Annotated in this window: 23 protein-coding genes and 3 tRNA genes; 17 read left to right on the top strand and 9 right to left on the bottom strand. The window is 72.2% G+C overall.

Annotated elements, in window-relative coordinates; translation table 11 throughout:
• The first annotated feature begins 14 nt into the window (after positions 1 to 14).
• On the top strand, positions 15 to 1,277 hold the full coding sequence (locus ACFZDJ_RS46490; protein WP_391068471.1) for an AAA family ATPase: 1,263 nt from the start codon (positions 15 to 17) through the stop codon (positions 1,275 to 1,277).
• The gene (locus ACFZDJ_RS46485) at positions 1,274 to 2,518 is read left to right on the top strand and encodes a VWA-like domain-containing protein (protein ID WP_384915079.1); all 1,245 of its coding nucleotides are present in this window, start codon (positions 1,274 to 1,276) and stop codon (positions 2,516 to 2,518) included. The genes ACFZDJ_RS46490 and ACFZDJ_RS46485 overlap by 4 nt, the downstream gene beginning before the upstream one ends.
• 76 nt (positions 2,519 to 2,594) lie before the next feature.
• Here ACFZDJ_RS46485 and ACFZDJ_RS46480 read toward each other — a convergent pair whose 3' ends face one another.
• Both ACFZDJ_RS46480 and ACFZDJ_RS46475 read right to left on the bottom strand, forming a co-directional pair.
• Entirely contained in the window at positions 2,595 to 3,596 is a 1,002-nt protein-coding gene (locus ACFZDJ_RS46480; RefSeq protein WP_391068543.1) for a DUF3048 domain-containing protein, read from the bottom strand.
• Positions 3,597 to 3,750: 154 nt separating this feature from the next.
• Entirely contained in the window at positions 3,751 to 4,821 is a 1,071-nt protein-coding gene (locus ACFZDJ_RS46475; RefSeq protein WP_168513632.1) for an ATP-dependent DNA ligase, read from the bottom strand.
• A 74-nt stretch (positions 4,822 to 4,895) separates the two neighbouring features.
• Here ACFZDJ_RS46475 and ligD point away from each other — a divergent pair, with 74 nt between their 5' ends.
• Both ligD and ACFZDJ_RS46465 read left to right on the top strand, forming a co-directional pair.
• Positions 4,896 to 5,912 (top strand): non-homologous end-joining DNA ligase, encoded by a 1,017-nt coding sequence (gene ligD, locus ACFZDJ_RS46470; protein WP_384915004.1) that lies wholly within the window; start codon positions 4,896 to 4,898, stop codon positions 5,910 to 5,912.
• A 463-nt stretch (positions 5,913 to 6,375) separates the two neighbouring features.
• Positions 6,376 to 7,413, top strand: a complete 1,038-nt coding sequence (locus ACFZDJ_RS46465; protein WP_390928927.1) for a substrate-binding domain-containing protein — start codon at positions 6,376 to 6,378, stop codon at positions 7,411 to 7,413.
• A gap of 56 nt (positions 7,414 to 7,469) precedes the next feature.
• Here ACFZDJ_RS46465 and ACFZDJ_RS46460 read toward each other — a convergent pair whose 3' ends face one another.
• Together ACFZDJ_RS46460 and ACFZDJ_RS46455 are read right to left on the bottom strand one after the other, a co-directional pair.
• Complete coding sequence (locus ACFZDJ_RS46460) at positions 7,470 to 8,138, bottom strand: TetR/AcrR family transcriptional regulator (protein WP_168513638.1); 669 nt, start codon at positions 8,136 to 8,138, stop codon at positions 7,470 to 7,472.
• Between the two features lie 213 nt (positions 8,139 to 8,351).
• Positions 8,352 to 9,143 (bottom strand): VOC family protein, encoded by a 792-nt coding sequence (locus ACFZDJ_RS46455; protein WP_391068468.1) that lies wholly within the window; start codon positions 9,141 to 9,143, stop codon positions 8,352 to 8,354.
• Between the two features lie 233 nt (positions 9,144 to 9,376).
• Here ACFZDJ_RS46455 and ACFZDJ_RS46450 point away from each other — a divergent pair, with 233 nt between their 5' ends.
• From ACFZDJ_RS46450 to ACFZDJ_RS46420, 7 genes are all read left to right on the top strand, one after another.
• Complete coding sequence (locus tag ACFZDJ_RS46450; RefSeq protein ID WP_177324188.1) at positions 9,377 to 9,625, top strand: WhiB family transcriptional regulator; 249 nt, start codon at positions 9,377 to 9,379, stop codon at positions 9,623 to 9,625.
• A 187-nt stretch (positions 9,626 to 9,812) separates the two neighbouring features.
• Positions 9,813 to 9,884: transfer RNA gene (locus ACFZDJ_RS46445), tRNA-Ala, on the top strand.
• A gap of 31 nt (positions 9,885 to 9,915) precedes the next feature.
• Positions 9,916 to 9,987 (top strand) — tRNA-Glu (locus tag ACFZDJ_RS46440).
• A gap of 28 nt (positions 9,988 to 10,015) precedes the next feature.
• Positions 10,016 to 11,353 (top strand): SDR family NAD(P)-dependent oxidoreductase, encoded by a 1,338-nt coding sequence (locus ACFZDJ_RS46435; protein ID WP_391068465.1) that lies wholly within the window; start codon positions 10,016 to 10,018, stop codon positions 11,351 to 11,353.
• A complete protein-coding gene (locus ACFZDJ_RS46430; protein ID WP_391068463.1) occupies positions 11,347 to 12,549 on the top strand; it encodes a ribonuclease inhibitor in 1,203 nt (400 codons plus the stop codon). Before ACFZDJ_RS46435 ends, ACFZDJ_RS46430 begins: the two co-directional genes overlap by 7 nt.
• Before the next feature lie 9 nt (positions 12,550 to 12,558).
• Positions 12,559 to 12,635: transfer RNA gene (locus ACFZDJ_RS46425), tRNA-Trp, on the top strand.
• A gap of 95 nt (positions 12,636 to 12,730) precedes the next feature.
• Entirely contained in the window at positions 12,731 to 16,099 is a 3,369-nt protein-coding gene (locus tag ACFZDJ_RS46420) for a hypothetical protein (RefSeq protein WP_391068460.1), read from the top strand.
• Between the two features lie 21 nt (positions 16,100 to 16,120).
• On the opposite strand, the gene ACFZDJ_RS46415 is transcribed toward ACFZDJ_RS46420, so the two are convergent.
• The 3 genes from ACFZDJ_RS46415 to ACFZDJ_RS46405 all read right to left on the bottom strand — a co-directional run bounded on the left by ACFZDJ_RS46415 (position 16,121) and on the right by ACFZDJ_RS46405 (position 19,887).
• Positions 16,121 to 17,098, bottom strand: coding sequence for an acyl-ACP desaturase (locus ACFZDJ_RS46415; protein WP_190168283.1), 978 nt, complete (start codon positions 17,096 to 17,098; stop codon positions 16,121 to 16,123).
• A gap of 206 nt (positions 17,099 to 17,304) precedes the next feature.
• Entirely contained in the window at positions 17,305 to 18,081 is a 777-nt protein-coding gene (gene ddaH / locus ACFZDJ_RS46410) for a dimethylargininase (RefSeq protein WP_391068457.1), read from the bottom strand.
• A 171-nt stretch (positions 18,082 to 18,252) separates the two neighbouring features.
• Entirely contained in the window at positions 18,253 to 19,887 is a 1,635-nt protein-coding gene (locus ACFZDJ_RS46405; protein ID WP_391068455.1) for an ATP-binding cassette domain-containing protein, read from the bottom strand.
• 303 nt (positions 19,888 to 20,190) lie between these two features.
• Between ACFZDJ_RS46405 and ACFZDJ_RS46400 the strand changes: the two genes are divergently transcribed.
• Both ACFZDJ_RS46400 and ACFZDJ_RS46395 read left to right on the top strand, forming a co-directional pair.
• A complete protein-coding gene (locus ACFZDJ_RS46400; RefSeq protein ID WP_390928912.1) occupies positions 20,191 to 20,871 on the top strand; it encodes a GPP34 family phosphoprotein in 681 nt (226 codons plus the stop codon).
• A 133-nt stretch (positions 20,872 to 21,004) separates the two neighbouring features.
• Positions 21,005 to 21,865 (top strand): isocitrate lyase/phosphoenolpyruvate mutase family protein, encoded by an 861-nt coding sequence (locus ACFZDJ_RS46395; protein WP_391068452.1) that lies wholly within the window; start codon positions 21,005 to 21,007, stop codon positions 21,863 to 21,865.
• Positions 21,866 to 21,880: 15 nt separating this feature from the next.
• On the opposite strand, the gene ACFZDJ_RS46390 is transcribed toward ACFZDJ_RS46395, so the two are convergent.
• On the bottom strand, positions 21,881 to 22,297 hold the full coding sequence (locus ACFZDJ_RS46390) for an SsgA family sporulation/cell division regulator (protein ID WP_384914978.1): 417 nt from the start codon (positions 22,295 to 22,297) through the stop codon (positions 21,881 to 21,883).
• Positions 22,298 to 22,555: 258 nt separating this feature from the next.
• On the opposite strand from ACFZDJ_RS46390, the gene ACFZDJ_RS46385 reads away from it, so the two are divergent.
• The 4 genes from ACFZDJ_RS46385 (at position 22,556) to mmpA (ending at position 25,081) form a co-directional block, all read left to right on the top strand.
• Positions 22,556 to 23,644, top strand: a complete 1,089-nt coding sequence (locus tag ACFZDJ_RS46385) for a WD40/YVTN/BNR-like repeat-containing protein (protein ID WP_391068450.1) — start codon at positions 22,556 to 22,558, stop codon at positions 23,642 to 23,644.
• Between the two features lie 86 nt (positions 23,645 to 23,730).
• Positions 23,731 to 24,057 carry a plasmid stabilization protein gene (locus ACFZDJ_RS46380; RefSeq protein ID WP_266631991.1) on the top strand — a complete coding sequence of 109 codons (327 nt, stop codon included), beginning with the start codon at positions 23,731 to 23,733 and terminating at the stop codon, positions 24,055 to 24,057.
• Positions 24,058 to 24,098: 41 nt separating this feature from the next.
• Positions 24,099 to 24,833 (top strand): endonuclease V, encoded by a 735-nt coding sequence (locus tag ACFZDJ_RS46375; RefSeq protein ID WP_391068447.1) that lies wholly within the window; start codon positions 24,099 to 24,101, stop codon positions 24,831 to 24,833.
• Between the two features lie 101 nt (positions 24,834 to 24,934).
• Positions 24,935 to 25,081 carry a morphogenic membrane protein MmpA gene (gene mmpA / locus ACFZDJ_RS46370; RefSeq protein WP_162489330.1) on the top strand — a complete coding sequence of 49 codons (147 nt, stop codon included), beginning with the start codon at positions 24,935 to 24,937 and terminating at the stop codon, positions 25,079 to 25,081.
• Positions 25,082 to 25,123: 42 nt separating this feature from the next.
• On the opposite strand, the gene ACFZDJ_RS46365 is transcribed toward mmpA, so the two are convergent.
• Complete coding sequence (locus ACFZDJ_RS46365; protein WP_391068444.1) at positions 25,124 to 26,296, bottom strand: saccharopine dehydrogenase NADP-binding domain-containing protein; 1,173 nt, start codon at positions 26,294 to 26,296, stop codon at positions 25,124 to 25,126.
• Positions 26,297 to 26,548 lie beyond the last annotated feature (252 nt).

The raw sequence follows: 26,548 nt of genomic DNA, 5'->3' as shown, positions 1-26,548 counted from the left end.
AAAGGTGATGAAATATGCCCACATGTACACCATTCGTTGTGACCGACACTCCGTCCGACCCGGCCCCCGCCTCTCAGATGGACGTCGCCGGCGCGTTGCTGGCCCTGCTGCGTGACGCCGGCACCGAACCGCGCCCCGACATCCAGCTGGAGGCACTGACGCTGGCCGTGGCCGCCGACCTGCCCGTGCTCCTGTGGGGTGAGCCGGGGATCGGCAAGACCGCGGCCCTGACACAGCTCGCCGCGGCCCTGGACCTTCCGCTGACCACCGTGATCGCCAGCGTGCACGAGCCGTCCGACTTCTCCGGACTGCCCATCGTCGGAGACGATCCCGCGCAGCAGGGTGTCCCGATGGCCCCGCCGGACTGGGCCGTGCGACTGGTACGGGCGGGCCGAGGGCTGCTGTTCCTGGACGAGCTGTCCACCGCGCCACCGGCCGTCCAGGCCGCCCTGCTTCGCCTCGTCCTGGAGCGGCGGATCGGCGCCCTGCAACTGCCGCCCGAGGTCCGGATCGTGGCTGCCGCCAATCCGCGGTCCTCGGCTGCCGACGGCTGGGAGCTGAGTCCGCCGCTGGCCAACCGGTTCGTGCATCTTCAGTGGACCCACGACCACGAGGTCGTGGTACGCGGCCTCGGTGGGACGTGGCCGCGGGCGACGCTGCCCCGGCTCGACCCGGAGCGGTTGCCTCAGGCCGTGGACGTCGCCCGCCGCGCGGTGTGCGGGCTCCTCTCCGCCCGGCCTGGGCTCGTGCACCGGCTGCCCAGCAACGAGACGCGCCGGGGCGGCCCCTGGCCGTCGCCCCGAAGCTGGGAGATGACCCTGGGCCTCATCGCCTTCGCCACCGCGGCCGGCTCCTCCCGGGAAGTGCTTTCCCTGCTGGTCAGGGGCACAGTGGGGGACGGTCCGGGGCTGGAACTGCTGGCAAGCCTGGACCGGATGGACCTCCCGGACCCCGAGACGCTGCTCGCCGACCCGGCGGGTGCCGACCTGCCCGAGCGGGGGGACCTCCGCCAAGCCGTGCTCGACGGTGTGGTGGCCGCGGTCCGTGGGCGTCCGGAGAAGTCCCGTTGGGACGCGGCATGGGCGCTTCTGGTGCGGGCGCTGGAGACCGGAGCCCCGGACCTCGTGGTCGTCCCCGCGACCACACTCGCCTCGCTGCGCCAGGAGGACTGGGACGTTCCGGCAGCGATCGAGCGGCTTGCCGGAGCGGTGTCCCTGTCCCGACGGGCGGACCGGGCGGCGGCCCGGACCGCGGCCGCCGCGAAGGCCGGCCGATGACGGCGCCCGCGCCCGCACCGGGGACACTGGACCTCGACAAGCTCTTCGCCGCCCGGCTGCACGCCGCCCGGGTCCGGCCCTACCTGGCCACGGCGCTGTTCGCCCTGCACACCGTGGAGTCGCGGCGCGTACCGACGATGGCCGTCGACCGGCACTGGCGCTGCTACGCCTCGCCGGCGTTCGTGGACCGGACCCCGGTGGAGGAACTGGCCGGGGTGTGGGTGCACGAGGTGTCGCACCTCCTGCGCGACCATCACGGGCGCGGGGACAGGGTCGCGCGGGAGCGCGGACTGACCGGCCCGGGGGAACGGCTGCGGATGAACATCGCCGCGGACTGCGAGATCAACGACGACGCGTTCGGCGACGGACTGCTCCGGCCCGAAGGCGTCGTCACGCCAGGGTTCTTGAAGCTGCCCGAGGGACAGCTCATGGAGGACTACCTGCGCCAGTTCCGCCTCGGGGCGCTCACCCAGAGCCTGGCCTGGCTGGACTGCGGAAGCGGCGCCGACGGACTCGAACGGGAGTGGGACCTCGGCCCGGACGGCGCGCACGGCCTCAGCCCGCAGGAACAGGACGCGGTCCGGTTCCGGGTGGCGCAGGGCATCACCGCCCGTCCGGGAGACACCCCGAACGGGTGGCGGCGGTGGGCGGACGAGGCGTTCCACCCGCCGCAGCCCTGGCGCGAGTTGCTGGGCGCGGCGGTCCGCTCGGCGGCCTCGGCCTCCGGCGTGGGGGAGGACTACACGTACGGCCGGCCGTCGCGGCGTTCGGCCGGGGTGCCCGGGGCCGTGCTGCCGAGCCTGCGGCGCAGGCCGCCTCGGGTCTGCGTGGTCATCGACACCTCCGGGTCGGTCAGTGACGCCGAACTGGGCAGCGCGCTCCTCGAGGTCACCGCCATCTCCCGCGCCGTGGGCGGCCGCCGCGACCTGGTCACCGTAGTGCCCTGCGACGCGGCGGCCCCGATCGCGCACCCGCTGTGCCGTGCCGAGGGGATACCGCTGGTGGGCGGCGGGGGTACGGACCTGCGCACGGGCTTCGCCAAGGCGCTCCGGGCGCAGCCCCGACCGGACGTCGTCGTGGTTCTGACGGACGGGCAGACGCCGTGGCCGGACCGGCCACCGTGCCGGACGGTGGTGGGTCTGTTCCCCCGGGAGTCGGCGGCCGGGTCGGGGGACGAGGACGATCCGGACTACACACCGGACTCACCGCCCGCGTGGGCACGAGTGGTGGTCATCGGGTAGGCCCCGCCGCCCGATGAGCCCGATAGCCCCATGAGTCCCACAAGTCCCGTCGCCCGCCACGGTCACGGCTTCGTCGTCATGCCTGGGCGAAGACCACCCACACCTGCCCCTTCGCGAAGTTCATCGGCGCACCGTCGGTGGTCGTGAAGTCCGTGCCGTCGCCGGCGGTCGGGCGCTTCCAGTCGGCGTCGAAGACCTTGCCGTCGCGCAGCACCTTCGCCGTGCCCGAGCCCACCGTCTCCGTGTACGGCGTGTTGTTGCCGAGGACGTCGTGGTACTTGGAGTTGCGCACCTTCACGTACTGCACGACGACGGTCGCGGGCGCCACCCGCTTCCCGTCCGTCGTCACCGTCGGCGTCCCGTCCATCGACACCAGCCAGCGGTGCTTGCTCGCCGACCAGGCGAAGGTGAAGCGGGCCGCGGGGAAGCGCACCGTGCGGGAGGTCTCCGGGCTCCCACCCGCCGGGGCGGCACCGAAGTGGAACCCGGTGGTGAGGGCGGCGGCCCCCGGCGCGGAGCGCATGAGCTGCTGCGGGTGCAGAAAGAGGTTGTGGGGGGCGACCTTGGAGGCACTGCGGTAGTACGCGCTGGAGCCCTCGTCGGCCGACACCGCGTGCAGGGGCGCCTTGGCGATGACCGGCAGCAGCTTGTGCTGGGCACCCGAGAAGGCGAGCGTCGGCGTGTGGAACTGGCGCAGCAGCTCCAGGTCCGACTCGCGCGCACTGCGCACCGGCCCGATGGCCTTGGGCAGCTTGCTCGCGTAGATGGCCATCAGCCGGCTCAGACCGCCCTCGACCTGCTCCGCGTAGACGACATCCGCGGCGTCGAGACCCGTTTGAGGGCGCGCCGCAGTCACATTGTCGATCTTCACGGCGAGTACGGGACCGGCACTGGCGGCGCCCGAGGGGGTCTGGGCCGGTCCCGTCTCCTGCCCTTGGATGCGGTTCGGTGCCGGGGCACGTCCGTCGTCGGTGGCGCTACCGCCCGAGGAGCAGCCCGTCATCAGAGAGCCGGCCGCGGCGACGGTCAGCAGCGCCGCCGTCATCGCGCCGCACCGCGTCCGCGCCATCTGTCGCATGCTCAACGTGCCACCCTGTCCCGTGCCATCGATGGTGCGCTCATAGGTTCATCGGTGGCCATACCCGCTCACTTCTATCGCGTGCGCCGAGTTGGGCCGATCAGCCCACTTGTTGGACCGATCGGAGCGCGGGTCGGTTGTGCGGGTGACGGAGTCAGTTCTGCGGGCCGAGGATCTCCGCGAGGTCGTACCCGACGGGCTCGTCCAACTGGCTGTACGTACAGCTCTCCGCGGTCCGGTCCGGGCGCCAGCGGCGGAAGCGGGCCGTGTGACGGAACCGCACGCCGTTCTCCATGTGGTCGTACGCCACCTCCGCCACCCGTTCGGGACGCAGCGGCACCCAGGAGAAGTCCTTCTTCGTCGACCACCGGCTGGGCGCGCCCGGCAGCCGCGCGGACTCGTGCGCCGACTCCTGCGACCAGGCCGCCCAGGGATGCCGCTCGACGTCCTCCATGCGCAGCGGCTCCAGCTCCTCCACCAGCTGTGCCCGCTGTTTCATCGGGAAGGCGGCGCTCACCCCCACGTGCTGGAGGGCGCCCCCGTCGTCGTACAGACCGAGCAGCAGGGAACCGACGACGGGCCCGCTCTTGTGAAGGCGGTACCCCGCGACGACGACGTCCGCGGTGCGCTCGTGCTTGATCTTGAACATGGCCCGCTCGTCCTGCCGGTAGCGCAGGTTGAGCGGCTTGGCGATGACCCCGTCGAGGCCCGCGCCCTCGTACTGCTCGAACCACCGCTCCGCCACCTCGCGGTCCGTGGTCGCCGGTGCCACGTGAACCGGGGCCGTCACCCCCGACAGCGCCATCGTCAGCAGAGCCCGCCGGTCCCCGAGCGGCACGTCCAGCAGCGACTCGTCGGCCAGCGCCAGCAGATCGAAGGCCACGAAGGAGGCGGGAGTCCTCTCCGCCAGCATCCGTACCCGGGAGTCCGCGGGATGGATGCGCTCGGTGAGCGCGTCGAAGTCGAGCCGGCCCTCCCTGGCGATCACGATCTCGCCGTCCATCACACAGCGCTCCGGCAGCCGCTCCCGCAACGCCGCCACCAGCTCGGGGAAATACCTGGTCAACGTCTTGCCGGTACGACTGCCGAGCTCGACCTCGGCGCCGTCGCGGAACACGATCGCGCGGAACCCGTCCCACTTCGCCTCGTACTGCATGTCCGGCGGGATCTTCGCCACGGACTTGGCGAGCATCGGCTTCACGGGCGGCATCACCGGCAGATCCATGCTTCGATTCTGCGGCGACACGACGCCTTTCGCCCGGTGTGCGAGGTGTGCGAGGTGCGCCTACCGTGGCTCGCATGGCCGATGCGGTGGAACTCGACGCAGCCGGGAGGACCGTACGTCTGTCCAGCCCGGGCAGGATCTTCTTTCCGGAGCGCGGCTTCACGAAGCTGGACCTCGCCCAGTACTACCTGTCCGTCGGCGAGGGCATCCTGCGCGCCCTGCGCAACCGCCCCACCACCCTGGAGCGGTACCCGGAGGGCGTCACGGGCGAGAGTTTCTTCCAGAAGCGGGCGCCCAAGAACATGCCCGACTGGATCCCGACCGCGCACATCACCTTCCCCAGTGGGCGCACCGCCGACGAGATGTGCCCCACCGAGGTCGCGGCCGTGGTGTGGGCCGCGCAGTACGGCACCCTCACCTTCCACCCGTGGCCGGTGCGCCGCGACGACGTCGACCACCCCGACGAACTCCGCATCGACCTCGACCCACAGCCCGGCACGGACTACGACGACGCCGTGCGCGCAGCCCATGAACTGCGCGAGGTCCTGCACGAGTACGGCGATCTGCGCGGCTGGCCCAAGACCTCCGGCGGTCGCGGGCTGCACGTCTTCGTCCCGATCGCGCCGCGCTGGACCTTCACCCAGGTCCGCCGGGCCGCGATCGCCGCCGGGCGCGAACTCGAACGCCGGATGCCCGAGCAGGTGACCACCGCCTGGTGGAAGGAGGAACGCGGCGAGAAGATCTTCGTCGACTACAACCAGACCGCGCGGGACCGCACGATCGCCTCCGCCTATTCGGTACGGCCCCGCCCGCACGCCCCCGTCTCCGCGCCCCTGCGCTGGGACGAGGTGGGCGACGCGCTTCCCCAGGACTTCGACCTGGCGACCATGCCCAAGCGCTTCGCCGAACTCGGCGATGTGCACGCCGACATGGACGACCACGCCTTCTCCCTCGAAGCGCTCCTGGAGCTGGCCAGCCGCGACGAACACGACCACGGTCTCGGGGACCTGCCGTATCCCCCCGAGTACCCGAAGATGCCGGGCGAGCCCAAACGGGTACAACCGAGCCGAGCCAAGCGCGAGGACGGCTAGGGCCTGTCCGGCGGATCAGGTCGGAGGAAAGTACCGCCGCCTCATAAGCGCAGATGGGCGTGCCAGACCCCGCGTCTCCGGCATGATCCGCCGGACAGGCCCTAGGGCCTGTGGAGTTGTCGTTGCGGTGGCGGCCCGACCCAGATGTCACCGGCCTCGTCGACCAGGAGATCTGCGATGGCGTCGCCCACGCCGGGCGAACCGTGCTCGTACCGCACTGAACTCTGTCTCGTACGGTCGCCCACCTTCCTCGACCGTGACGACGAGCGCGTCGTACGGATTCTCGCGGAGGTGGTCGGGCGGTCAGGCGACATGGGCCTTTCTCATGGTCATGGTGTGATCCTCGCCGGGGGAGCTGCCCGCGCAACGGGCTTTGGGCGGGGTGGACGTCGGTCGGGGAGCGCTCTCATCGTGTGCTGCCCGGGGCTATCCTTCTTGGCAACCGCCGAGGAGGAGCCCTGAGGTGACCGAGACAGCGTCGCGCCCCACGCTGGAGGCCGTGGCCGCGCGGGCCGGGGTCTCACGGGCCACCGCCTCGCGCGTCGTCAACGGCGGCGACGGAGTGCGCGAACCGCTCGTCGAGCGGGTCAGACGGGCCGTCGAGGAGCTCGGTTACGTCCCCAACCAGGCCGCCCGAAGCCTGGTCACCCGGCGCCACGACGCCGTCGCCGTCGTCATCGCCGAACCGGAGACCAGGGTCTTCGCCGACCCCTTCTTCGCCCTCCAGCTCCGCGGCATCAGCAAGGAGCTGACCGCGCACGACTCGCAGCTCGTCCTGCTGCTCACCGAGGGCCGCGACGACCACGCGCGCGTCGGCCGCTATCTCGCCGGCGGCCATGTCGACGGCGCGCTCGTCTTCTCGCTGCACCTCGACGATCCGTTGCCGGAGCTGATCCACGGCGCGGGCGTGCCGACCGTGTTCGGCGGGCGACCCGGCTGGGGCGACGGCGCGCGGCGGGCCGTCTACGTCGACAGCGACAACCGGGGCGGCGCCCGCGAGGCCGTGCGCCATCTCGTCGGACTCGGCCGCACGCGTGTCGCGCACATCACCGGCGCCCTCGACCAGACGTCCGCGGTCGACCGGCTCGACGGCTTCCGGGACGTCATGGGCGACGCCGATCCGCGGCTCGTCGTCGAGGGCGACTTCACGCCCGCGGGCGGCGAGCGTGCGATGCGGGAGCTGCTGGAGCGCTGCCCGGAGGTTGACGCGGTGTTCGCGGCGAACGATCTGACGGCCTCGGGAGCCCTGCGGGTGCTGCGCGAGCGGGGGCGGCGGGTGCCGGACGACGTCGCCGTGATCGGCTTCGACGACATGCTGCCGGTCGCCGAACAGACGGACCCACCGCTCACGACGGTCCGTCAGGACATAGAGGAAATGGGCCGGTTGATGGCCAGGTTGCTGCTGCGGGACCTCGATCGCCGGGCGGGCAAGCAGGGGGCGGACGGCGCCCCCGCCGGCGTGGTGCTGCCGACGACGTTGGTACGGCGGCTTTCCGCGTAGGACCGTTGCTCCCCGTGGCCCGCCCGTCCGCTCCGGTGCGCCTCCGTTCGCTTCCGTCAGTCCCGGTGCGGTCCCAAGTTGCCCAGGAACGTGCCGAGCTGGGGCGCGGTGAGCGACGGCTCGGGCAGCGGGGCGGCGGTGGGGGAGGCGCGCAGGCCGTCGAGGAGGAGGGCGAGCGGGCGGCGCCAGGCGTCCGGGGCCGTGCTCGTGAGGGCCGGGACGGCGCGGCCGAGCACGGCCAGCGCGACAAGGAGGTCCTCGGTGGTGAGATCGTCGCGGAGTGTGCCCTGTTCACGGCCGCGGCGCAGGAGCACCTCCACCGTCTCCCGGTTGTGGGCGTGCACGGAGTCGAGGGAGTGGACGCCCTCCAGGTGGGTGGTCATCAGATCGTTGGCGCCGCGGTCGGCGGCGAGGCCCTCGAAGACCTCTTCGACGTATCCCAGCAGACCCGCCCAGGCGTCCTCGGCGGTCCGGGCCCGGTCTCCTGCGTCCATGGTCTGCGTGAGCGAGTCGCGGAAGACCGCGTCGACCAGTGCGGCGCGGCTGGGGAAGTGCCGGTAGAGCGTGGCGTTTCCGACACCGGCCCGGCGTGCGATCACATCGAGCGGCGCGTCCAGGCCCTGCGCGGCGAACACCTCGCGAGCCGCCTCGACCAACAGCTCACGGTTGCGCCGCGCGTCGCGCCGCCGCACCGGATCGGGCCCGTTCACGTCGACCTTCACCATGTCGCCTCCCGAAAGTACCGGGGAGTACTCCCCGGAACTGATGATATCGGTCGGGCTCGTCGGGCTCGTCGGGCTCGTCGGAGCCGCCGGGGGCGCGGAGCCCTCGGCGCGGGGGCCGAGGGTGCATTCCCCGGACGGGGGGCCCGGCGGCTCCGGCCATGAGGAGGCCGGTGGGGCCCAAGCGCAGGGGCCCCACCGACTCGGCCCGTATGTTCAGCCCTCCCGCGACGCGCTCTTGATGACCGCGAAGCGCGCCCCGTACGGGTCGGCGAGCTTCGCCATGCGGCCGACGCCCTCAAGGTCCGTGGCGGGCATGCGGACCGTGCCGCCCAGCTCCTGGGCCTTGCTGACGGTGGCGTCCGTGTCGGTGACCTCGAAGTACGGCAGCCAGTACGCGCCCGACTGGGCCTCGGTCGGGTCGTCGGCCAGCGGGACGACGCCGCCGAACATGTCCGACTCCTCCGCCCCGGCGGGGTTGATACAGGTGTACGTGCCCCCGGGGAACGCGGCGGCCGAGGTCTCCCAGCCGAACACGGAGTTGTAGAACGCGGCGGCCGCCGGTTCGTCCGGGGTGTAGAGCTCGACCCAGCACAGCGAACCCGGGTCACCCGCCACGTCGATGCCCTTGGTCAGGGCCGGCTGCCAGATACCGAAGGGCACACCCGCCTCGTCCCCGAGAATCGCCATGTGGCCCTGGCCCATGACGTCCATGGGCTGGACGATCACACTGCCGCCGGCCTGCTCGGCCGCCTTGGCCGTGGCCTGCGCGTCGGGGCTCTGGAAGTACACCGTCCAGGAGGGCGGGCCCTGCTCCTCGGTGGTCTGCATACCGCCCGCGGCGGTCTTTCCGGCGAGCTGGAAGAAACCGTAGCCGCCGGCGTCGGGCCCTGCCGACTGGAACTGCCAGCCGAAGAGGCCGCCATAGAAGGATGTGGCGCCTTCGATGTCGGGGGTGCCGACATCGAGCCAGTTCGGAGCGCCCGTGACAAAGCGGGTGGTGAGCATGTTGTGCCCTCCTTTGAGGGGTCCCGTTGCCTGTACTGCCGAGTCTGGCACCGCCCACTGACAATCGCTGCCAGGACTCCCGCCGTGGGCAGGAGGGACCATTGTGATTACCCTGGGTGATCGGTTCTGTTTGTTTTGTCTTCATACTTTGCGGCGAGCCGCCTGGTATCTCGGAACATGGCGTTGATCCCACGTTGATCGAACGTTTTTCGCCGCGCGGCACGATCCTCGTCATGCACACCGACACCATGACCCCGGCCGACTCCGCCTGGCAGGAGCAGGCGTTGTGCGCGCAGACCGGGGCCGATTTCTTCTTTCCCGAGCCGGGCAGCTCTGTGCGTGAGGCAAAGCGCATCTGCGGGATGTGCGAGATGCGCTCCGCCTGCCTCGAGTACGCGCTGAACAACGACGAACGCTTCGGCGTCTGGGGCGGCCTGTCCGAGAAGGAACGGCTCAGCCTCCGACGCGCGGACCAGAACTGACCCCAACGACGCCGAAACCGGCCCCTGCGACGCAGGGCCCCGCGCCGGACGCCGTGAACAGCCGCGTCCGGGCCGCGCCTTGCCCCGGACCGGTGTCCTGCCCGGTCCGGTGTCCTGGCCGGTCCGGGGCCCTGCCGTAATTCGGTGGGGCGATCCGGTGGCGGTGGCTACGATCGCCGTGGCGCACCCGGGCGTAGAGCAGAGGCAGACTCGCCGCCTTGGCAAGGCGGATACGCCGGTTCGAATCCGGTCGTCCGGGCTGCGTCCGGCCGGACGGACCGGGACAGCAGGGTCCTGTAGAGCAGAGGCAGACTCGCCGCCCTCTCAAGGCGGATACGCCGGTTCGAATCCGGTCAGGGCCACGGCGGCGCACACGCGGGGCGGGGACACATGGGTGACGGCGGCGCGATCACGCAGGACGAACTGGCGGCATTCCATCGCATGGTCGGCAAGCTGCGGGCGCTGCCCGTCGACGACCCGGTGAGGCTGCGCGCCGAGCAGGTCGCCGCGTCCTTCGCGCGGGACGGGCGGGTGCGCAGGCGCAAGGTGCGCGGCGCCGAACTCTCCGCCGCCGACGCGGCCGTGATGGCCGCGACCGCGACGGGAGCGCTCGACCGGCGGGAGGACGCACCGCTCGACCGTCCCGGGGGCGGCGGCGTCTTCGTGAAGCCCCGTTCCTGCTATGTCTGCAAGACGTCCTATCGACAGGTCGACGCCTTCTACCACCGGCTGTGCCCGGACTGCGCCTCGGACAACACCGCCCGGCGTGCGCTCACCACCGACCTGAGCGGCCGTCGCGCGCTGCTCACCGGAGGCCGGGTCAAGATCGGTTTCCAGCTGGCCCTGATGATGCTGCGCGACGGCGCCGAACTCCTGGTCACCAGCCGCTTTCCGCACGACACCATGCGTCGCTTCCGCGCCGAACCGGGCAGCGCGAAGTGGCTGGACCGACTGACGGTGCTGGCGGTGGATCTCCGTGATCCGCGCCAGGTGCTCGGGATCTGCGAGCAGTTGAGGCAGGAGGGCGAGCCCCTCGACATCCTGGTCAACAACGCCGCTCAGACGGTACGGCGGCCCGCCGACTCGTACGCGCTGCTGGCCGCCGGGGAGCGCGCCGGACTGCCCGAAGGGGCCCGGGAGGCACCGGGGTTCACACCGATGCGCGCGCTGGCCGGTGGTGGTCCCTCGGCGCTCCCCGCGGCGTTGCGGGAGGCCGACGAGGCCGGGCTGCTGCCCGATCCCTCCCCGGAGAACTCCTGGTCGGCCCGGCTGGGCGAACTCGACCCGGCCGAGGTCCTGGAGACCCAGTTGGTCAACGCGCTCGCCCCGGCACTGCTCTGCGACCGACTGCTGCCCCTGCTGCTCGCCTCGCCCCACCCGCGGCGATATGTCGTCAACGTGACCGCCGTCGAGGGCCGCTTCACCGTACGCAACAAGATGGCTGGCCATCCGCACACCAACATGGCCAAGGCCGCCCTCAACATGCTCACACGCACCAGCGCCACCGAACTCGCCGAGCAGGGCGTGCACATGTGTGCCGTCGACACCGGCTGGATCACCGACGAGAACCCCGCCCCCAAGAAGGAGCGGATGGCGGGCGCGGGGTTCCGCACCCCCCTCGACATCGTGGACGGAGCGGCCCGGGTGTACGACCCGATCGTGCGGGGCGAGGCGGGCACACCCGTGTCCGGGGTGTTCCTCAAGGACTACCAGGAGGCGGAATGGTGACCGAGCCGGAGCGGAAGCCGGACCCGCGGTTCGCGGGCGTACCGGCGGTCGTACCGCGCCCTATGACCGAACTCGCCCCGCTGCTCGACTGGTTGCGCGACGGGCGCCCTGCCGGCGAGCGGCTGGACTTCACGGCCGGTACGGCGCTGCCCGACGGGCGCCTCGACCTGTGCAAGCAGGGACTCGGAGCCCGGGGCGCGGCGCTGGTCGCCGAGGCCCTCTCCGAGATGTCCACCGTCTCGGACGGACCCTCTCCCGTACGCCACTTGCTGCTCGGCACCGACGCGCTCGGCGACGAGGGTGCCGCCGCGGTCTCCGCGCGTGCCGAGGTCGAGACGCTGTACCTCGGCTGCAACGGGATCACCGCGGGCGGCGCCTGCCGCATCGCCGACAACCTCCGCGCCTCACCGCGGGTCGTCACGGGCGTCTGGCTCAAACGCAACCCGCTCGGCAGCGGGGGAGGACGTGCCGCGGCCGAACTCGTCGAGGCCGCACGGTCGTTGCGCACGCTCGACCTCGTGCAGACCGGGCTCGACGCGACGGGCGCCGTCGTCCTCGCCGACGCCCTCCTCGCCGCGGCGGAGAACGGCCGCCGCATCGAGCGGCTGTTCGTGGGCGGCAATCCGCTGGGCGCGGCGGGCGCGGTGCCGCTGTCCGCGCTGATCGCCGAGGGCGCGGTCGACGAACTCTACGTATCCGCCGCACAGTTGGGTGACGCGGGCGCGCTGCGTCTCGCCGACACGCTGGCACGGGCACCGCACGGACGGCTCGCCCGGCTCTCCGTCGCCAGCAACGGCATCGGGCCGAACGCCGCCGCCCGGCTGGTGGCGGCGGCGACCGCGGCGGGGGTCGCCCTGCTCGACCTCGGGCGGGTGCGGGCGGCCGCTGTGCTCGGCGCCGCCGACAACAGCGTCGACCTCACGGCGGCCACCGACATCGCACACACCCTCGCGAGCGCCGAACACCGCCTCACCCACCTCGTCCTCGCCCACACCGGCATGCGCAGCCGAGAGGCCCACCGTCTCCTCGACACCGCCCCGCGCGCCGCGACCGCGACCCGGTTCGTGCTGGGACAGTCCATCGCGACCAGTGTGAAGCGGCGCCTGGACGCGCTCAGCGCGCACATCCCGATGCCGTCGGTCCCCGCCGACGTCGCCGCCGTACGCAGCGTCCACCGCACGGCGCCGCTACGCTAGGCCTCAAGGGCGGGGCCGTAGCGCAGAGGCAGGCGCACCTGGTCTCCAAAACCGGAACACGATGGTTCGAATCCAGCCGCCCCGCCCCCTTCCCCCCCGGGTTTCGGACGATGGCCCCGGCCCGCCGGAGCGCACCGGGAAATCAGTACGCCGCGTGTACTCCAGCAGGCACAATCCCCGCATGGATCGCACCCCGCAGCGGCATGCCGAAAGTCTGCTCAACGCCCTCGACCCGCTGCCCTTCCCCCAGCGCATGCGCGAACTCGCCCTGCGGGTGCGGGAGCCGGTCCCCCTGCGGCCCCTGCTGGAAGAACTCGCATCCCGCGGACCGTACGAACGGGGGATCGCCGTCGTCGCGGCCGCCGTCGGCGGCGACGCCGAGTGGATCGCGGACCGCATCGCCGACCCGGACGCCTTTGTGCGCGGACAGGCTCTCCGGGTCGCGGACAGCCTCCAAGTGCCCGACTCCGCCTACGAGTCGGCGCTCGACGACGCCCCGGAGGCGGTCCGCAGGGAGCTGTTGCGCGCGGTCGTCGTGGGACGGCGCACCGCACTGGCCGACCGGCTGCTGCCAGGGTTGCGGCGGGACTGGGGCGACGCGGAGGCGGCCCGCCTGCTGCCGGCGTGCGCGCCGGAGACGGTCGCCCGGCTGCTGCCCGAACTCTTCCACGCCGTCACCGGCTGGAAGACCCTCGCCAAGCGGCATCCCGGAACCCTTCTCGACGTCGCCGAAGACGAGTTGGCGGCGCTCCCCGAGGCCCTGCGGGACACCTGGTGGGGCCGGTACGTCCCAGGAGTGGCCGCCACGGTCGCGGCGGAGCCCCTGCGCGTGCTCGACCTTCTCGAACGCTTCGGGCCCGCCGGCCTGCCCCTCCCACTGCACGACCACTTCCCGCGGTTCGCGGCGGCCGACCCGAGCCGACTGCTGCGACTGCTGCTCACCCCCACCGGATTCGCCGCGCGCCGCCACCGGGCCCTGAGCCCCGCCGTGCTGCGCAGGCTTGCCCGTTCCGACGCACCCGAACTCCTGGCGTTCGGCCAGGTCCTGGCCGACTGGGGGGATCTCGCGCCGCTCGTGAAGGCGCTGCCGCCTGCGCGACGCCACGCCTTCTACCAGGCCGCCCAGGAAGGCCGAGGGGCCGGACACGTCACCATCGACGCGGTCATCCTCGACGTCCTGCCGCGCAGTTGTGTGGCGCAGGAGGCCCGCCGCATGGCCGCCGTCGCACGCGAGCGCGGCGCCCTCTGGAACTCCCTGCTGCTCGCCGAGTCCTTCCTGCCCGTCGCGGAGGCGCGCGCCCGACTCGTCGAGGCCACCCGCCGCCCGGCCGCCGAAGACCGCGCCGAGGCCTGGCCGTTGCTGATCCGCAACGCCGCCCGCTCCGGCGACAGCGCGGCCGTCACCTCCGTCCTGGAGGAGATGGGCCGGCTGCGCAACGAACACGACCCGGTACGCTCGGCCGCGCTCGGCGCACTGTCCGGGGTACGCCCCGCGCTGTTCACCGAGGACGCCGAGCCGCACCTCGACCGCATCGCCGCGGACGCCGTCGAGGCCCGCGACTCCTCGCCCGCCACCCGGCAGAACCTCAGTCGCCTCGCCCTGTCCGTCCTGCGCGAGCACGCGGCGGGCGGGCGGCGGGAGTTGGTGAACTGGGCCCTGCGCACCCTGGTCCGGATATCCGGCAACACCGGTGACGCCGACCTCGGCCGCCTCGACACGACCCTGCGGCGCGGCCAGGAGCACCAGGTGTACGAGGCCCTGCGCCCCTGGATCGAGGCGGGCGCGGAAAAGGCCGACTACAGCCTCGCCTTCACGCTCGCCCGCGCGGTGGGACGGCGCGCCGCCGGTATGCCCGAACTGCAGGACCTGCTCTGGCAGGCCATCCGGTACGGCGATGACGTGACCATGCGCTGCGCGGTCGAACTATGGCTCGAACCGCCCGCGACCCGCGACGAACGGGTCGCCTGTGTGCTCGCGTTCGAACCGTCCGCGGGCGTGCTGTGGCCCGTCGTGGGGATCGTCACCCGGCGCCGCACCGATCTGCTCGACCCGCTGCTCGCCGAGGCTCCTCCGTACGGCCGTTTCCTGACCAAGGGCACCCCCTGGACCGTACCGGTGGTCCGTGACATACGGCGCTGGGTGCCACGCCAACAGCGCGCGGTGGCACGACAGTTGGCGTACCATGCCGAGGACGCCGCGCTGCCGCTCTTCGAGCGCGCCGCAGCCGTCGCGCAGGCCGCCCTCGTCCCGGGCCGCGGCGCCGATCTCGTACGTCACTGGACCGATTCCGCGGACGTGCTGCTCGCCGAGGCGGCGCTCGCCGCACTCGCCCGTACGGACCGGCCCGCCGACGCGCTGCCCGAGCTGCTGGCGCACGCGGGTGGCGAGCGGGCGCGGGTCGCGGTCTACGCGGCCACGCAGGCATCCCGGTACGCGGCACCCTCGCACCTGGCCGCGCAGCTGCGCGCGGTGCTTCTCGCGCCACGCGCCAAGGTGACCAGCCGCAAGGAGGCCGCCCGGCTCGCCGCCGTACGGCTCCCGATGCCACGGGCGGTGGCACTGCTGACCGAGGCGTACGCGGCGCCGGGCGCCCATGTCGACGTCCGCGCGGCCATCGTCGCCTTCACGGGCGGCCTGCTCGCCGAGGAACCGGTCTGGGGCCTGCTGCGCGACGCCGCGGGCGCCGAGCCGGTGCTCCGTACCGCGATCCTGCGCGTCACCCCGCTGGACCTGCCCGAACCCCACCGCGAGCGGTACGCCGGGCTGGTCCGCGACGTGTCCTCCACCGACGACCCCGAGACCGCCACCCTCGCCTTCGACGCCCTGGCCCGCTGGGCGCCCTGGTCCCCCGAGTCGCCGACGGTCCTCGCCGACGCCGTCACCGATCTGACGGGACGCATCAGCTGGCGCGCGGCGGCCAATGGACTGGTGACCGCGGCGGCGGGCTCACCGCGCGGCGGCCGGGGCCTTCAGCAGGCGCTGCGGGCGCTGGCGGAGGCGGAGACGGCCGCCGCGACGGAGGAGACCGGCCGTGCCGATGCCGACGAACGGCGCGACCGACCGGCCAGGCGGCGCGTCGACCACCTCGTCGTGCGCCTCGCCCAGCAGGCCAGAACCGCCCCGGGAGCCATCCGGCCCGCGGCTCTCGCCGCCGGCGAGCTGCTCGCCGGGTACGACGCCTTCGTACCGCAGGCCGCCGCGATCACGGCGTTCCACCTGGACCTGGACGGGGAACCGGGGGACCTGCGGCGCCTGGCCGCCCTCACCGAGGGACGCCCGGCGCTGGCCGCACGGACGGCCCAGGAACTCGGGGAGCGACTGCGGCGGCAGGCGCACGAGGGGGATCCCGACGTCCTGCTGGACGTGGTGCGGCGGCTGGACGCGCACGGCGGTCACGGCGAGGGACTGCTCGCGGCGGCCGTCACCGGGGCGATCGGCGCCCGCACGGGCTGGGCCGCGCCCTGGCGTGAGCGGCTGAGAGCACTGCGCCGCCACCCGGTGGCCGACGTGCGGGACGCGGCGCTGGACCAGGTGACGGCGTACGAGTGAGGCGGCTTCGACCGGAGAGGGTCAGCCGGCGGCGCGCGCGGCCATCCGCGCCTTGCGGGCCGCGAGCTTCTCGTCGAACTTCGAGGCCTCCGCGTCCAGGCCGCCCATGAAGAAGCCGAGCTCCTCCTGGGCCTGCAGGCCCTCGGGGCCGAGGCCGTCCATCTCCAGGACCTTCAGGTGGCGCAGCACCGGCTGCAGCACGTCGTCGTGGTGGATGCGCATGTTGTAGACCTCGCCGATGGCCATCTGCGCGGCGGCGCGCTCGAAGCCGGGCATGCCGTGTCCGGGCATCCGGAAGTTGACGATGACGTCGCGGACGGACTGCATGGTCAGGTCGGGGGCCAGCTCGAACGCGGCCTTGAGCAGGTTGCGGTAGAAGACCATGTGCAGGTTCTCGTCGGTCGCGATGCGCGCCAGCATGCGGTCGCAGACCGGGTCGCCCGACTGGTGACCGGTGTTGCGGTGCGAGACGCGGGTCGCGAGCTCCTGGAAGGCGACGTACGCGACCGTGTGCAGCATCGAGTGGCGGTTGTCCGACTCGAAGCCCTCGTTCATGTGCGCCATACGGGACGCCTCGAGCTTGTCGGGGTCCACGGCGCGCGAGGCGAGCAGGTAGTCGCGCATCACGATGCCGTGTCGGCCCTCCTCGGCGGTCCAACGGTGCACCCAGGTGCCCCAGGCGCCGTCACGGCCGAAGAGCGCGGCGATCTCGTGGTGGTAGCTCGGCAGGTTGTCCTCGGTGAGCAGGTTGACGACCAGCGCGATCCGGCCGATCTCCGTGACCTTGGACTGCTTCTTGTCCCAGGCCTCGCCGTCCTCGAAGAAGCCGGGGAAGTTCCGGGCGTCGCTGAACGGCACGTACTCGTGCGGCATCCAGTCCTTGGCCACCTTGAGGTGGCGGTTGAGCTCGGTCTCGACCACTTCTTCCAACGCGTAGAGCAGCCGAGCGTCGGTCCAGTCGGTGGACGGGCTGCCAAGGTGGGGAGAAGTGATCGTCACGGGTGCTCCAGGGGGACGTGAAATTACTGAGCGAGTTACTGAGCGTGTTGCCGGGCGTGCAGCCGAGCGAGTTGCTCGGCGGGTTACCGAGCGGAGACGAAACCTACGGCATCGTAGGCTACGTATCCGTAGGTTACGAAACCGTAGGTTAAGTTCGCTGTAAAGAGTGCCTGATCAGTGGGGGTCCCAGCGGGGAGCGGGCGTGCTCAGACGTACAGCTCCCGAAGCCGTACCGAGAGGCATGTCACACACCCCTCGAGCTTCTCGAACTCGCTGATGTCCACGAGAACCGGTTCGTGACCGAGGCCCGTGAGCAGCTCCGCCGTCTTCGGGGCGCTCGCCGCCATCAGCAGCTTCCCGCCGCCGAGCAGCACGACATGCGCCCCGGACTCCTCCGGCACCGGCAGGAAGCGCGGGAACAGCGAGGGCAAGTCCACCAGGGGCTCATGGCCGATCACCGTCCCGTCGGGCAGCGCGGTGACCGCCGACTTCAGATGCAGCACCTTGGTCACGGGTACGGCCACGACCCGCGCCCCGAGCGGTTCGAGCGCCGCCCGCAGCTGCTGGACCCCGGCCGCGTTGGTGCGCCCACCGCGCCCCACGTACACCGTGTCGCCGACCTTCAGGACGTCGCCGCCGTCCAGGGTCCCCGGTTCCCAGATCCAGTTCACCGAGCAGCCCAGCCGGGCCACGGCCTCCTCGACCCCGGCGGTCTCGGCGCGCCGGGACTCGGCGCCGGGGCGGGAGATCAGCGCGACATTGCGGAAGACGACCACGGCGTCCTCGACGAACACCGAGTCGGGGCAGTCGTCGGCCGGATCGACCTCGACGGTCTCCCAGCCGTGCGTGCGCAGCGCCTCGGCGTACGCCTCCCACTGTTCGACGGCCAGGTCGACGTCCACCTTCTCGCGCTCGATGTGCGTCACCAGTCCCTCGGCGAGACGGGGACTGGGCCTGCGGATGAGGGCTTTCTGGCTGGGCACGAGCGGTCTCCGAATCGGCAGGGTGCATCGGCGCACATCATGCAGCGCCGTTCGCGCGCACAACAGCCCCCGACACGGCACCCCCGGACCGGACGGCGGGCGGACCCGCGTCCGAACGTGACGCGGGGCGGTGCCCGAAAGCTGACGTTAGCCAGCCTCCGGGCACCGGCGCTATGTCGGATACCCGACAGCTTCCGCCGTGGTTTCTTTCAGTTCTCCTCCTTCCAGCAGCAGCCGGCGTGTGATTCCGATCGACTCCAGGAACGGCAGGTCATGGCTGGCGACGATCAGCGTGCCCTCGTAGGACTCCAGCGCCGTGGTGAGCTGGCGGACGCTCGCCAGGTCGAGGTTGTTGGTCGGCTCGTCGAGCATCAGGAGCTGCGGCGCGGGTTCGGCGAGCATCAGCGCCGCGAGCGTCGCCCGGAAGCGTTCGCCGCCGGAGAGCGTCGCCGCCCGCTGGTCGGCCTTCGCCCCCTTGAACAGGAAGCGGGCGAGCCGCGCCCGGACCCGGTTGTTGGTGGCCGCGGGCGCGAACCGGGCCACGTTCTCGGCCACGGTCAGCTCCCCGTCGAGCACATCGAGCCGCTGGGGCAAAAACCGCAGCGGCACATGGGCCAGGGCCTGGCCGGACACGGCCTCCAGCTCCCCGGCGATCGTCCGCAGCAGCGTCGTCTTGCCCGCGCCGTTGCGCCCGATCAGCGCGACCCGCTCGGGCCCGCGCAGATCGAACACACCGTCCACGCGCGCGCCGTACCTCAGCTCCAGGTTCTCCAGCGTGAGGACGGTGCGGCCCGGCGGTACGGCCGTGTAGGGCAGGTCGACACGGATCTCGTCGTCGTCCCGTACGGCCTCCACCGCGTCGTCGAGCCGGTCCTTCGCCTCCGCGAGTTTCTCCTCGTGCAGGATGCGGTGCTTGCCCGCCGACTCCTGGGCGGCCCGTTTGCGCGCACCCATGACGATCTTCGGCTCGCGCTTCTGCTCGAACATCTTCTGGCCGTAGCGCTTGCGACGGGCGAGCTTGACCTGCGCGTCGACCAGCTCGCGCTTCTGCTTCTTCAGATCGGCCTCGGCAACGCGCACCATGCGTTCCGCCGCCTCCTGCTCGCCCGCGAGGACCTCCTCGTACGCGGAGAAGTTGCCCCCGTACCAGGTGACCTCGCCCGACCGCAGATCGGCGATCTGGTCGACCAGGTCCAGCAGCTCGCGGTCGTGGCTGACCACGACCATGACCCCGGACCAGGCCTCGACGGCCGCGTACAGCCGGCGGCGCGCGTACAGGTCGAGGTTGTTGGTGGGCTCGTCCAGCAGCAGGATGTCCGGCCGGCGCAGCAGTAGCGCGGCCAGGCGCAGCAGTACCGACTCGCCGCCCGAGACCTCGCCGATGGTGCGGTCCAGCTCGACGTGCCCGAGTCCGAGTTCGCCGAGCATGGCGAGCGCCCGCTCCTCGACGTCCCAGTCGTCGCCGACGACGTCGAAGTGCTCCTCGGCCGCGTTGCCCGCCTCGATGGCGTGCAGCGCGGCACGCGTGGCGGCGATGCCGAGCGCCTCGTCGACCCGCAGGGCGGTGTCGAGCGTGACGTTCTGCGGCAGGTAACCGACCTCGCCGGTGACGCGGATCGTGCCGTCCGTCGGGGTCAGTTCACCCGCGAGCAGCCTCAACAGGGTGGATTTCCCTGATCCGTTGACGCCGACGAGCCCGGTCCTGCCGGGGCCGAAGGCGACCTGGAGGTCGTCGAAGACGGTGGTCCCGTCCGGCCAGGCGAAGGAGAGGGAGGTACAGGAGAGGGAGGTGGGGAAAGCAGACATGAGGGCCTCGCGATTACTGGGTGCGGTCAGGGGCACGCGTTCGGGACACCGCGAGGTGACGACGATCCAGTCAGGAGGGCGGAAAGAAGGCCCCGTAAAACCGGAGGACGGCTCATACGCCGAGGTCGCACGCTGCGCACACGGGGGCGACGAGAGCCCACTGTGTGACGCGGTGTCTCAGACCTCAGACGAGCAACGTCCTTCTCCAATCGACGGCAACAGGACCGCTGTACACCGTAGGAACAGCCCTGAACGCTGTCAACGCATTAACGTGGCCCCGACCTCGACCCCGAAGGAGACGCCGTGCCCAACGGCTCGCTGTCGCTGCCCGCCCGGCTCTATCTGCTGGCCTGGGACACCACGAGGCTCAAGGTCACGGGGGCGACCCACCTCCACCACCTGGTGCGCGCCGGCGCCCTCACGGAGCTCGCCCAGCGCGGACTGCTCGTCGACGTGGACGGCATCGCCACACCGGTCGACGCCGACGCCCATACGGGGGACCTCGTCCTCGACGGGCTCCTGGAACTGGTGGAGGAGTCCCGGCCCCGGAAGTGGAAGGCGTGGGTGACCCTGCGGGCGCGCGTCACCCTGGACGCGGTCCGCGCCCAGCTCGCCGCCGAGGGATACCTGCGGGCCGAGAAGAAACGGGTGCTCGGGCTCTTCCCGTCCGTGGAGTACGAGCTGGAGCGGGTGTCCGCGGTGGAGGCGCTGCGGGAGGAGGCACGGACCGTGTTGCAAGGGCCCGTGCCCGTCGAGGACGTCTCCGACCGCGACGCGGCCCTCGTCGCCCTCGCCGCCGCGGCCGAACTGCGCACGCTGGCGTCCGGCAAGGACCGCAAGCTGTACAAGCAGCGCATCGAGGAGCTGACCGACCGCAGCGGAGCGGCGGCCCCGGCGCTGAAGAAGGTCATCCAGGAGGTGCGCACCGCGATCGTCGTGGCGGCCACGGCGGCATCGACCTCGGGCGCGGCAACGGGGGGTTGAGGCGCCAGGGAAGGGGCGCGGGGAACTCCGCGAGCAACCCCCGGCAGCCCGCACCCGGTAGTGCATCCCGGCCCCACGCACATGTCGCATTCCTGCCAGCCCCCACCCCGCCCCCGGTGATGGGATCGTCCCCATGACGAACCAGAACCCCACCCACGAAACCGCCCTCGCCTTCCGCGCCCTGCACACCCCCGGCCGCCCACTCGTCCTCCCGAACGCCTGGAACACGGCGAGTGCGCGCCTGGTCGAGGAGGCGGGCGCCGCCGCCGTGGCGACGACCAGCGCGGGGCTCGCCTGGGACCTGGGAACGGCCGACGGGGACCGGCTGGACAGGGACCTGGCCCTCGGCGCGGTCGCACGCGTCGCCGCCGCGGTCCGGGTCCCGGTGAGCGCGGACATCGAGAGCGGCTACGCGAAGGACGCCGCGGGCGTCGGGGACACGATCCGCGCGGTGCTGGCGGCCGGCGCCGTGGGCGTGAACATCGAGGACGCGCTGTACGACGGCGAAGGGGGCGAGGGCGACGACGCCGGCCGTGGCCCGCTGCGCCCGGTCGCCGAGCAGGCGGAACGCATCGCCGCGGCCCGTGCGGCAGCGGATGCGGCGGGTGTCCCGCTGTTCATCAACGCGCGTATCGACACTGTTCTGAGGGGCGCGGGAGGGGTCGAGGAGACCCTGGAGCGAGCCGCCGCCTTCCTCGCCGCCGGAGCCGACGGGATCTTCGTGCCCGGGGCCGTCGACCCGGGGACGGTGAAGTCGCTCGTGGCGGGTGTCGAGGGCCCGCTCAATGTGCTGGTCGGTCCCGGCGCACCGCCCGTCGCCGAGCTGGCCGCGCTCGGGGTCGCCCGGATCAGCGCGGGCTCGAGCATCGCGCAGGCGGCGCACGCGGTGGTCCGCCGTGCCGCGCGGGAACTGCTGAGCGCGGGGACCTACGACTCGCTGACCGGTGGACTCGACTACGCCGAGCTCAACACCGTGCTGGGCGGCGCTCGCTGAGGGCGGGGGTGCCGCTCAGCAGGTGCCCCGCATCAGCTCCTCCAGGTCGTGGTCCAGGTCGACCTGGAGATGCTCGAGTCCGACGGGCACCAGCTCGGTCGTGCGCTGGAGGAACTTCCGCACCTCGCCCGAGCGCACATGCACCACGGCGGTGCCCTCGGGGGCGTGGAACTCCAGAACGGTGCGGTCGTAGCCGTACGGCCGCACCCGTACGTCGCCGTACCCCACGGAGTCCTCCATGCCGGACGTGAGCAGCTCGCGCGCGAACGTCCAGCAGACCTCCACGCCCTCCAGCGTGGCCGGGGCGGGGAAGGTCATACGGACGGCGAAGGGGTCGCTCCGGTCGTAGTGGAGCGTTGCGGGAATGCTCGGCATCCGCGGGGCGGCGGCGACGAGGCGGGCCTCTACGGGCTGCTCGATGACGGTGGACAACGCCTTGCTCCCTTGTGACGGCTGGACGAACTCCGGGCGGATGAGGCCGGGCAATGTATGAGACGACGGAATGAGCCATTCAGTGCACCTGAAGCCCAAGTGACCTCTGTCACCGAGTTCATTCACCTCGGTGACGCGTAGTGATCCATTTCTCGTTCCGACATGCCCGCGATACCGGAGAGGACACCAACCGCGGCCCCCGGGTTCCCGCCGAGGCCATCTGGACGGCGCCGGGGGAGTGGGCTAGCTTCGCCCGCCATGAGGGGCTTGGGGAAGTCGAGACGTACGAGTCGGACGGTCACCGTGGGACTGTGCGCGGCGGCGTTCGCCGCCGCGCTGACGGCGGCGCCCGCGCAGGCACGCGAGGCGGGGAAGGTGGCCCACTGGGCGCTCAAGGACAGCGGCAGCGACGTTCGCTTCCGCGGGCTGTCGGCCGTCAGCCGGGACACCGCCTGGGTGGCCGGCGCCAAGGGCACCGTCCTGCGGACCACCGACGGCGGCGCGAGCTGGCGGAACGTCTCGCCGCCCGGCGCCGCCGACCTGGAGTTCCGTGACATCGAGGCGTTCGACGCGCGGCGCGCGGTGGTCCTCGCCATCGGTGAGGGCGAGGCCTCCCGGGTCTTCAGGACCGACGACGCAGGCGCGACCTGGACCGAGTCCTTCCGTAACACCGACGCGAAGGCCTTCTACGACTGCCTGACCTTCTTCGACCGGCGCCACGGCCTCGCGATGAGCGATCCCGTGGACGGCAGGTTCCGCATCCTGTCCACCAGCGACGGCGGACGGTCCTGGAAGGTGCTGCCCAGCGACGGCATGCCCGCCGCGCAGGACGGCGAGGCGGGCTTCGCCGCCAGTGGACAGTGCCTCGTGAGCGCGGGATCGCACGACGCCTGGCTGGCCACCGGCGGGGGCGCACACGCGCGTGTGCTGCATTCCACCGACCGGGGACTGACCTGGAAGGCGGCCGAGACGCCGATCCCCGCGGGCGACCCGGCGCGTGGTGTCTTCGCCCTCGCCTTCCGGGACCGAGCCCACGGCCTCGCGGTCGGCGGCGACTACCGAGCCGACCAGGCATCGCCCCAGGCGGCCGCCGTCACCCCCGACGGCGGGCGCACCTGGACCCCCGCCGCCCAGCCGCCGCCCGCCTACCGCTCCGGTGTCGCCTGGCTCCCGCACAGCCGCACCTCCGCGCTCGCGGTCGGCCCGACCGGCACCGACCTCACGACCGACGGCGGCCGCACCTGGCGCACCCTGGACACCGGCTCGTACGACACCGTGGACTGCACCCCCGACCTGGGCTGCTGGGCGTCCGGGGAGAAGGGCCGGGTGGCACGTCTGGAGCGCTGACTCGCCGCGTGCCCCGTGGCGAGTGGGGTACCCGTGTCACCGACGCGCAAGCAAGCGACCGGCGACACGGAAGGAAGTGAGCCGCCATGCCCCGTGGCTCCAGCCCCAAGCGTGAACGCCAGTACGAGCACATCAAGGAGAGCGCTCTCGACAGGGGAGAGAGCAGGGAGCGCGCCGAGGAGATCGCCGCGCGCACCGTGAACAAGGAGCGGGCCCGGTCCGGCGAGTCGAAGACCGCGAGCCGCACGTCCACCCAGGACATCTCCTCCGGCAGGCGCGGCGGCCTGCGCTCCCACCAGGGCGCTCAGGGACCCACGTACGACCAGCTGTACGAGGAGGCCAAGCGCCGTGACATCCACGGCCGTTCGGACATGAACAAGGAGGAGCTGAGGCGCGCGCTGGGCGGCAAGTGACCGCCCTCAGGACTTCCTCCGGCGCTAGGCTCGTCGGCACCATGAACACCTCGTTGAACACCGTACCGATTCCCGCGGGTTGGCCCGCGACCGAGGAGCAGGCCCGCGCCGTGCAGGACGAACTGCGGGGGCGCGTGGTGCTCGACGAGCCCGGGCCGCCGCCCGGCACCGGCAGGGTGACGGGCGTGGACGTGGCGTACGACGACGAGCGGGACGTCGTCGTGGCCGCGGCCGTCGTGCTCGACGCGGCGACCCTCGCCGTCGTCGCCGAGGCCACCGCCGTCGGACAGGTCTCCTTCCCCTACGTCCCCGGGCTGCTCGCCTTCCGCGAGATCCCTACCGTGCTGGCCGTGCTCGACGCGCTGCCGTGCGCGCCGGGTCTCGTGGTCTGCGACGGCTACGGGCTCGCCCACCCCCGCCGTTTCGGCCTCGCCAGCCACCTCGGCGTACTCACCGGGCTCCCCACGATCGGGGTGGCCAAGAACCCGTTCACCTTCTCCTACGAGGAGCCCGGCGCCCGGCGCGGCAGTGCCTCCCCGCTGCTCGCGGGCGAACCGACGGGCCCGGAGGAGGTCGGTCGGGCACTGCGCACCCAGGACGACGTCAAGCCTGTCTTCGTCTCGGTCGGCCACCGGGTGAGCCTCGACAACGCCTGCGCGCACACCCTCGCGCTCACCCCGAAGTACCGCCTCCCGGAGACCACCCGAAGCGCGGACTCCCTGTGCCGACGGGCCCTGAAGGAGACAACTCCCTCAGGAGCCTCACCCGTTGACTGAGCACGTGCCGTGAGCGTGTGCCGTGAGTACGTGTTCTGAGTACGTGATCTGAGTACCTGTACGGATGTGGGGGCGCCGTCGTGATCGGCAGGCTGTGGCGCATGACGACGCACCGTTCCCCGAAGCCCGCCACCGGCGCCACCCAGCCCGTCGAGCGCACCGTGATGGCCGCGCTGGTCCTCTCCGTCCTCGCCGGGGTCGGCTGGATCGGCGGGATGATCTACACGGTGCTGGGCTGGCCGCTCTGACGGTGCTGGGCCGGCCACTCCAGAGGGGAGTTCCGGACGGTCCTACCGGGACGCGGCCACCCGGAAGGTGATCCCCGCCCCGCGCAGCCGGTCTATGAGCGCGTCGCCCATCGCCACCGCCGTCGTGACCTGTCCGGCCGTTTCCGGCAGGTCGTCGAAGGCGAGCGACAGCGCGGACTCCGCGAACATCTTGGCGGTCTCGCCGTAGCCGGGGTCGCCGCCCGAGACCTCCGTGAACACGCGGCGCCCGCCGCCCTCGCCCACGAACCGCACCGAGAACCAGCTCTTCGCCCGCCGCGAGGCACTGGGTCCCTCGCCCGGCTTGATCCGGTCGGACAGCCAGCGCCGCGCGGGCGGCACCTGGGCCGCCGCGAACACCGCGCCGATGGCCGTGACCCCGCCCAGCGCGACCGGCAGCCGTTCGACGGCCGCGTAGTGCCGGTAGCGGAAGTCGGGCCCGTAGCGCTCCAGCACCCGCGCCGAACGCTGCACGATCTGGGCGTCGATGGTGGGCAGCGGCAGCGCCCATGCCCCGACCTCCTTGGCGAACCGCGGCGTGCTCAGCGGCGCGTGTGCCCGCCGCCCGACCAGCCGTGGTTCGTGCCGCCCGCGATCCCGCGCCGCGGCCAGGATCTGCCGCCCGCGCGCGAACTGGGTGAGCGCGGAGGCGAAGGTGCCGCCCGAGAACATCGCCTGGGCGCGGACGAAACCGTCGACCCGCAGCGGCACGTCCTCGGGCAGTTGCCGCACCGTGAAGTAGGCGCCCAGGTCGTGCGGAATCGAGTCGAAACCGCAGGCGTGCACCAGGCGCGCCCCGGTCTCCCGCGCGCGTGCGTCGTGCCGGACGTACATCAGGTCCACGAACTCGGGCTCGCCGGTGAGGTCCAGATAGTCGGTGCCCGCGTCGGCGCAGGCGGCGACCAACTCCTCGCCGTGCAGGATGTACGGCCCGACGGTCGTCGCCACCACGCGTGCGCCGTGGGCGAGTTCGCGCAGCGAGGCCGGATCGGCGACATCCGCCAAGAGCACGTCGGGGGCGCCGGACAGCCGCTCCCGCAGCCGCGCCAGCTTCTCCTCGTCGCGGCCCGCGATCGCCCAGCGCAGCCCCTCGGGCGCGTGTGCGGCGAGGTACTCCGCGGTGAGGGTTCCGACGAACCCGGTGGCTCCGAAGAGCACGATGTCGTACGTGCGAGCCGTCCCGTTCAGCCTGCTCATGACACCCCATCTGTCGTGCGCGAAGCGCCGTTGTCGGTGGCTGAGGCTAGCGTGAGGTCCGAGCGGCTGAACGACGAGGTCGACATAGAGGTCGGAGGTGGCCGTGGCCGTGCAGGGGAACGCGCGCCGGCCGTGCGGCGGCATACGCCGCTGACGTGCCCTGTTTCATGACCTTTTGGCTTGATTCGCCACCCGGGATTTAACTAAGCGCTTGCTCGCTGAGGGCTTGCCCGGCGTGGAACACGTTCGTAA

Source organism: Streptomyces sp. NPDC007896 (assembly GCF_042959425.1).
Classification (GTDB): Bacteria; Actinomycetota; Actinomycetes; order Streptomycetales; family Streptomycetaceae; genus Streptomyces.
The sequence above is the reverse complement of the archived record's forward strand: the minus strand, read 5'-3'. Positions and strand labels throughout refer to the sequence as shown.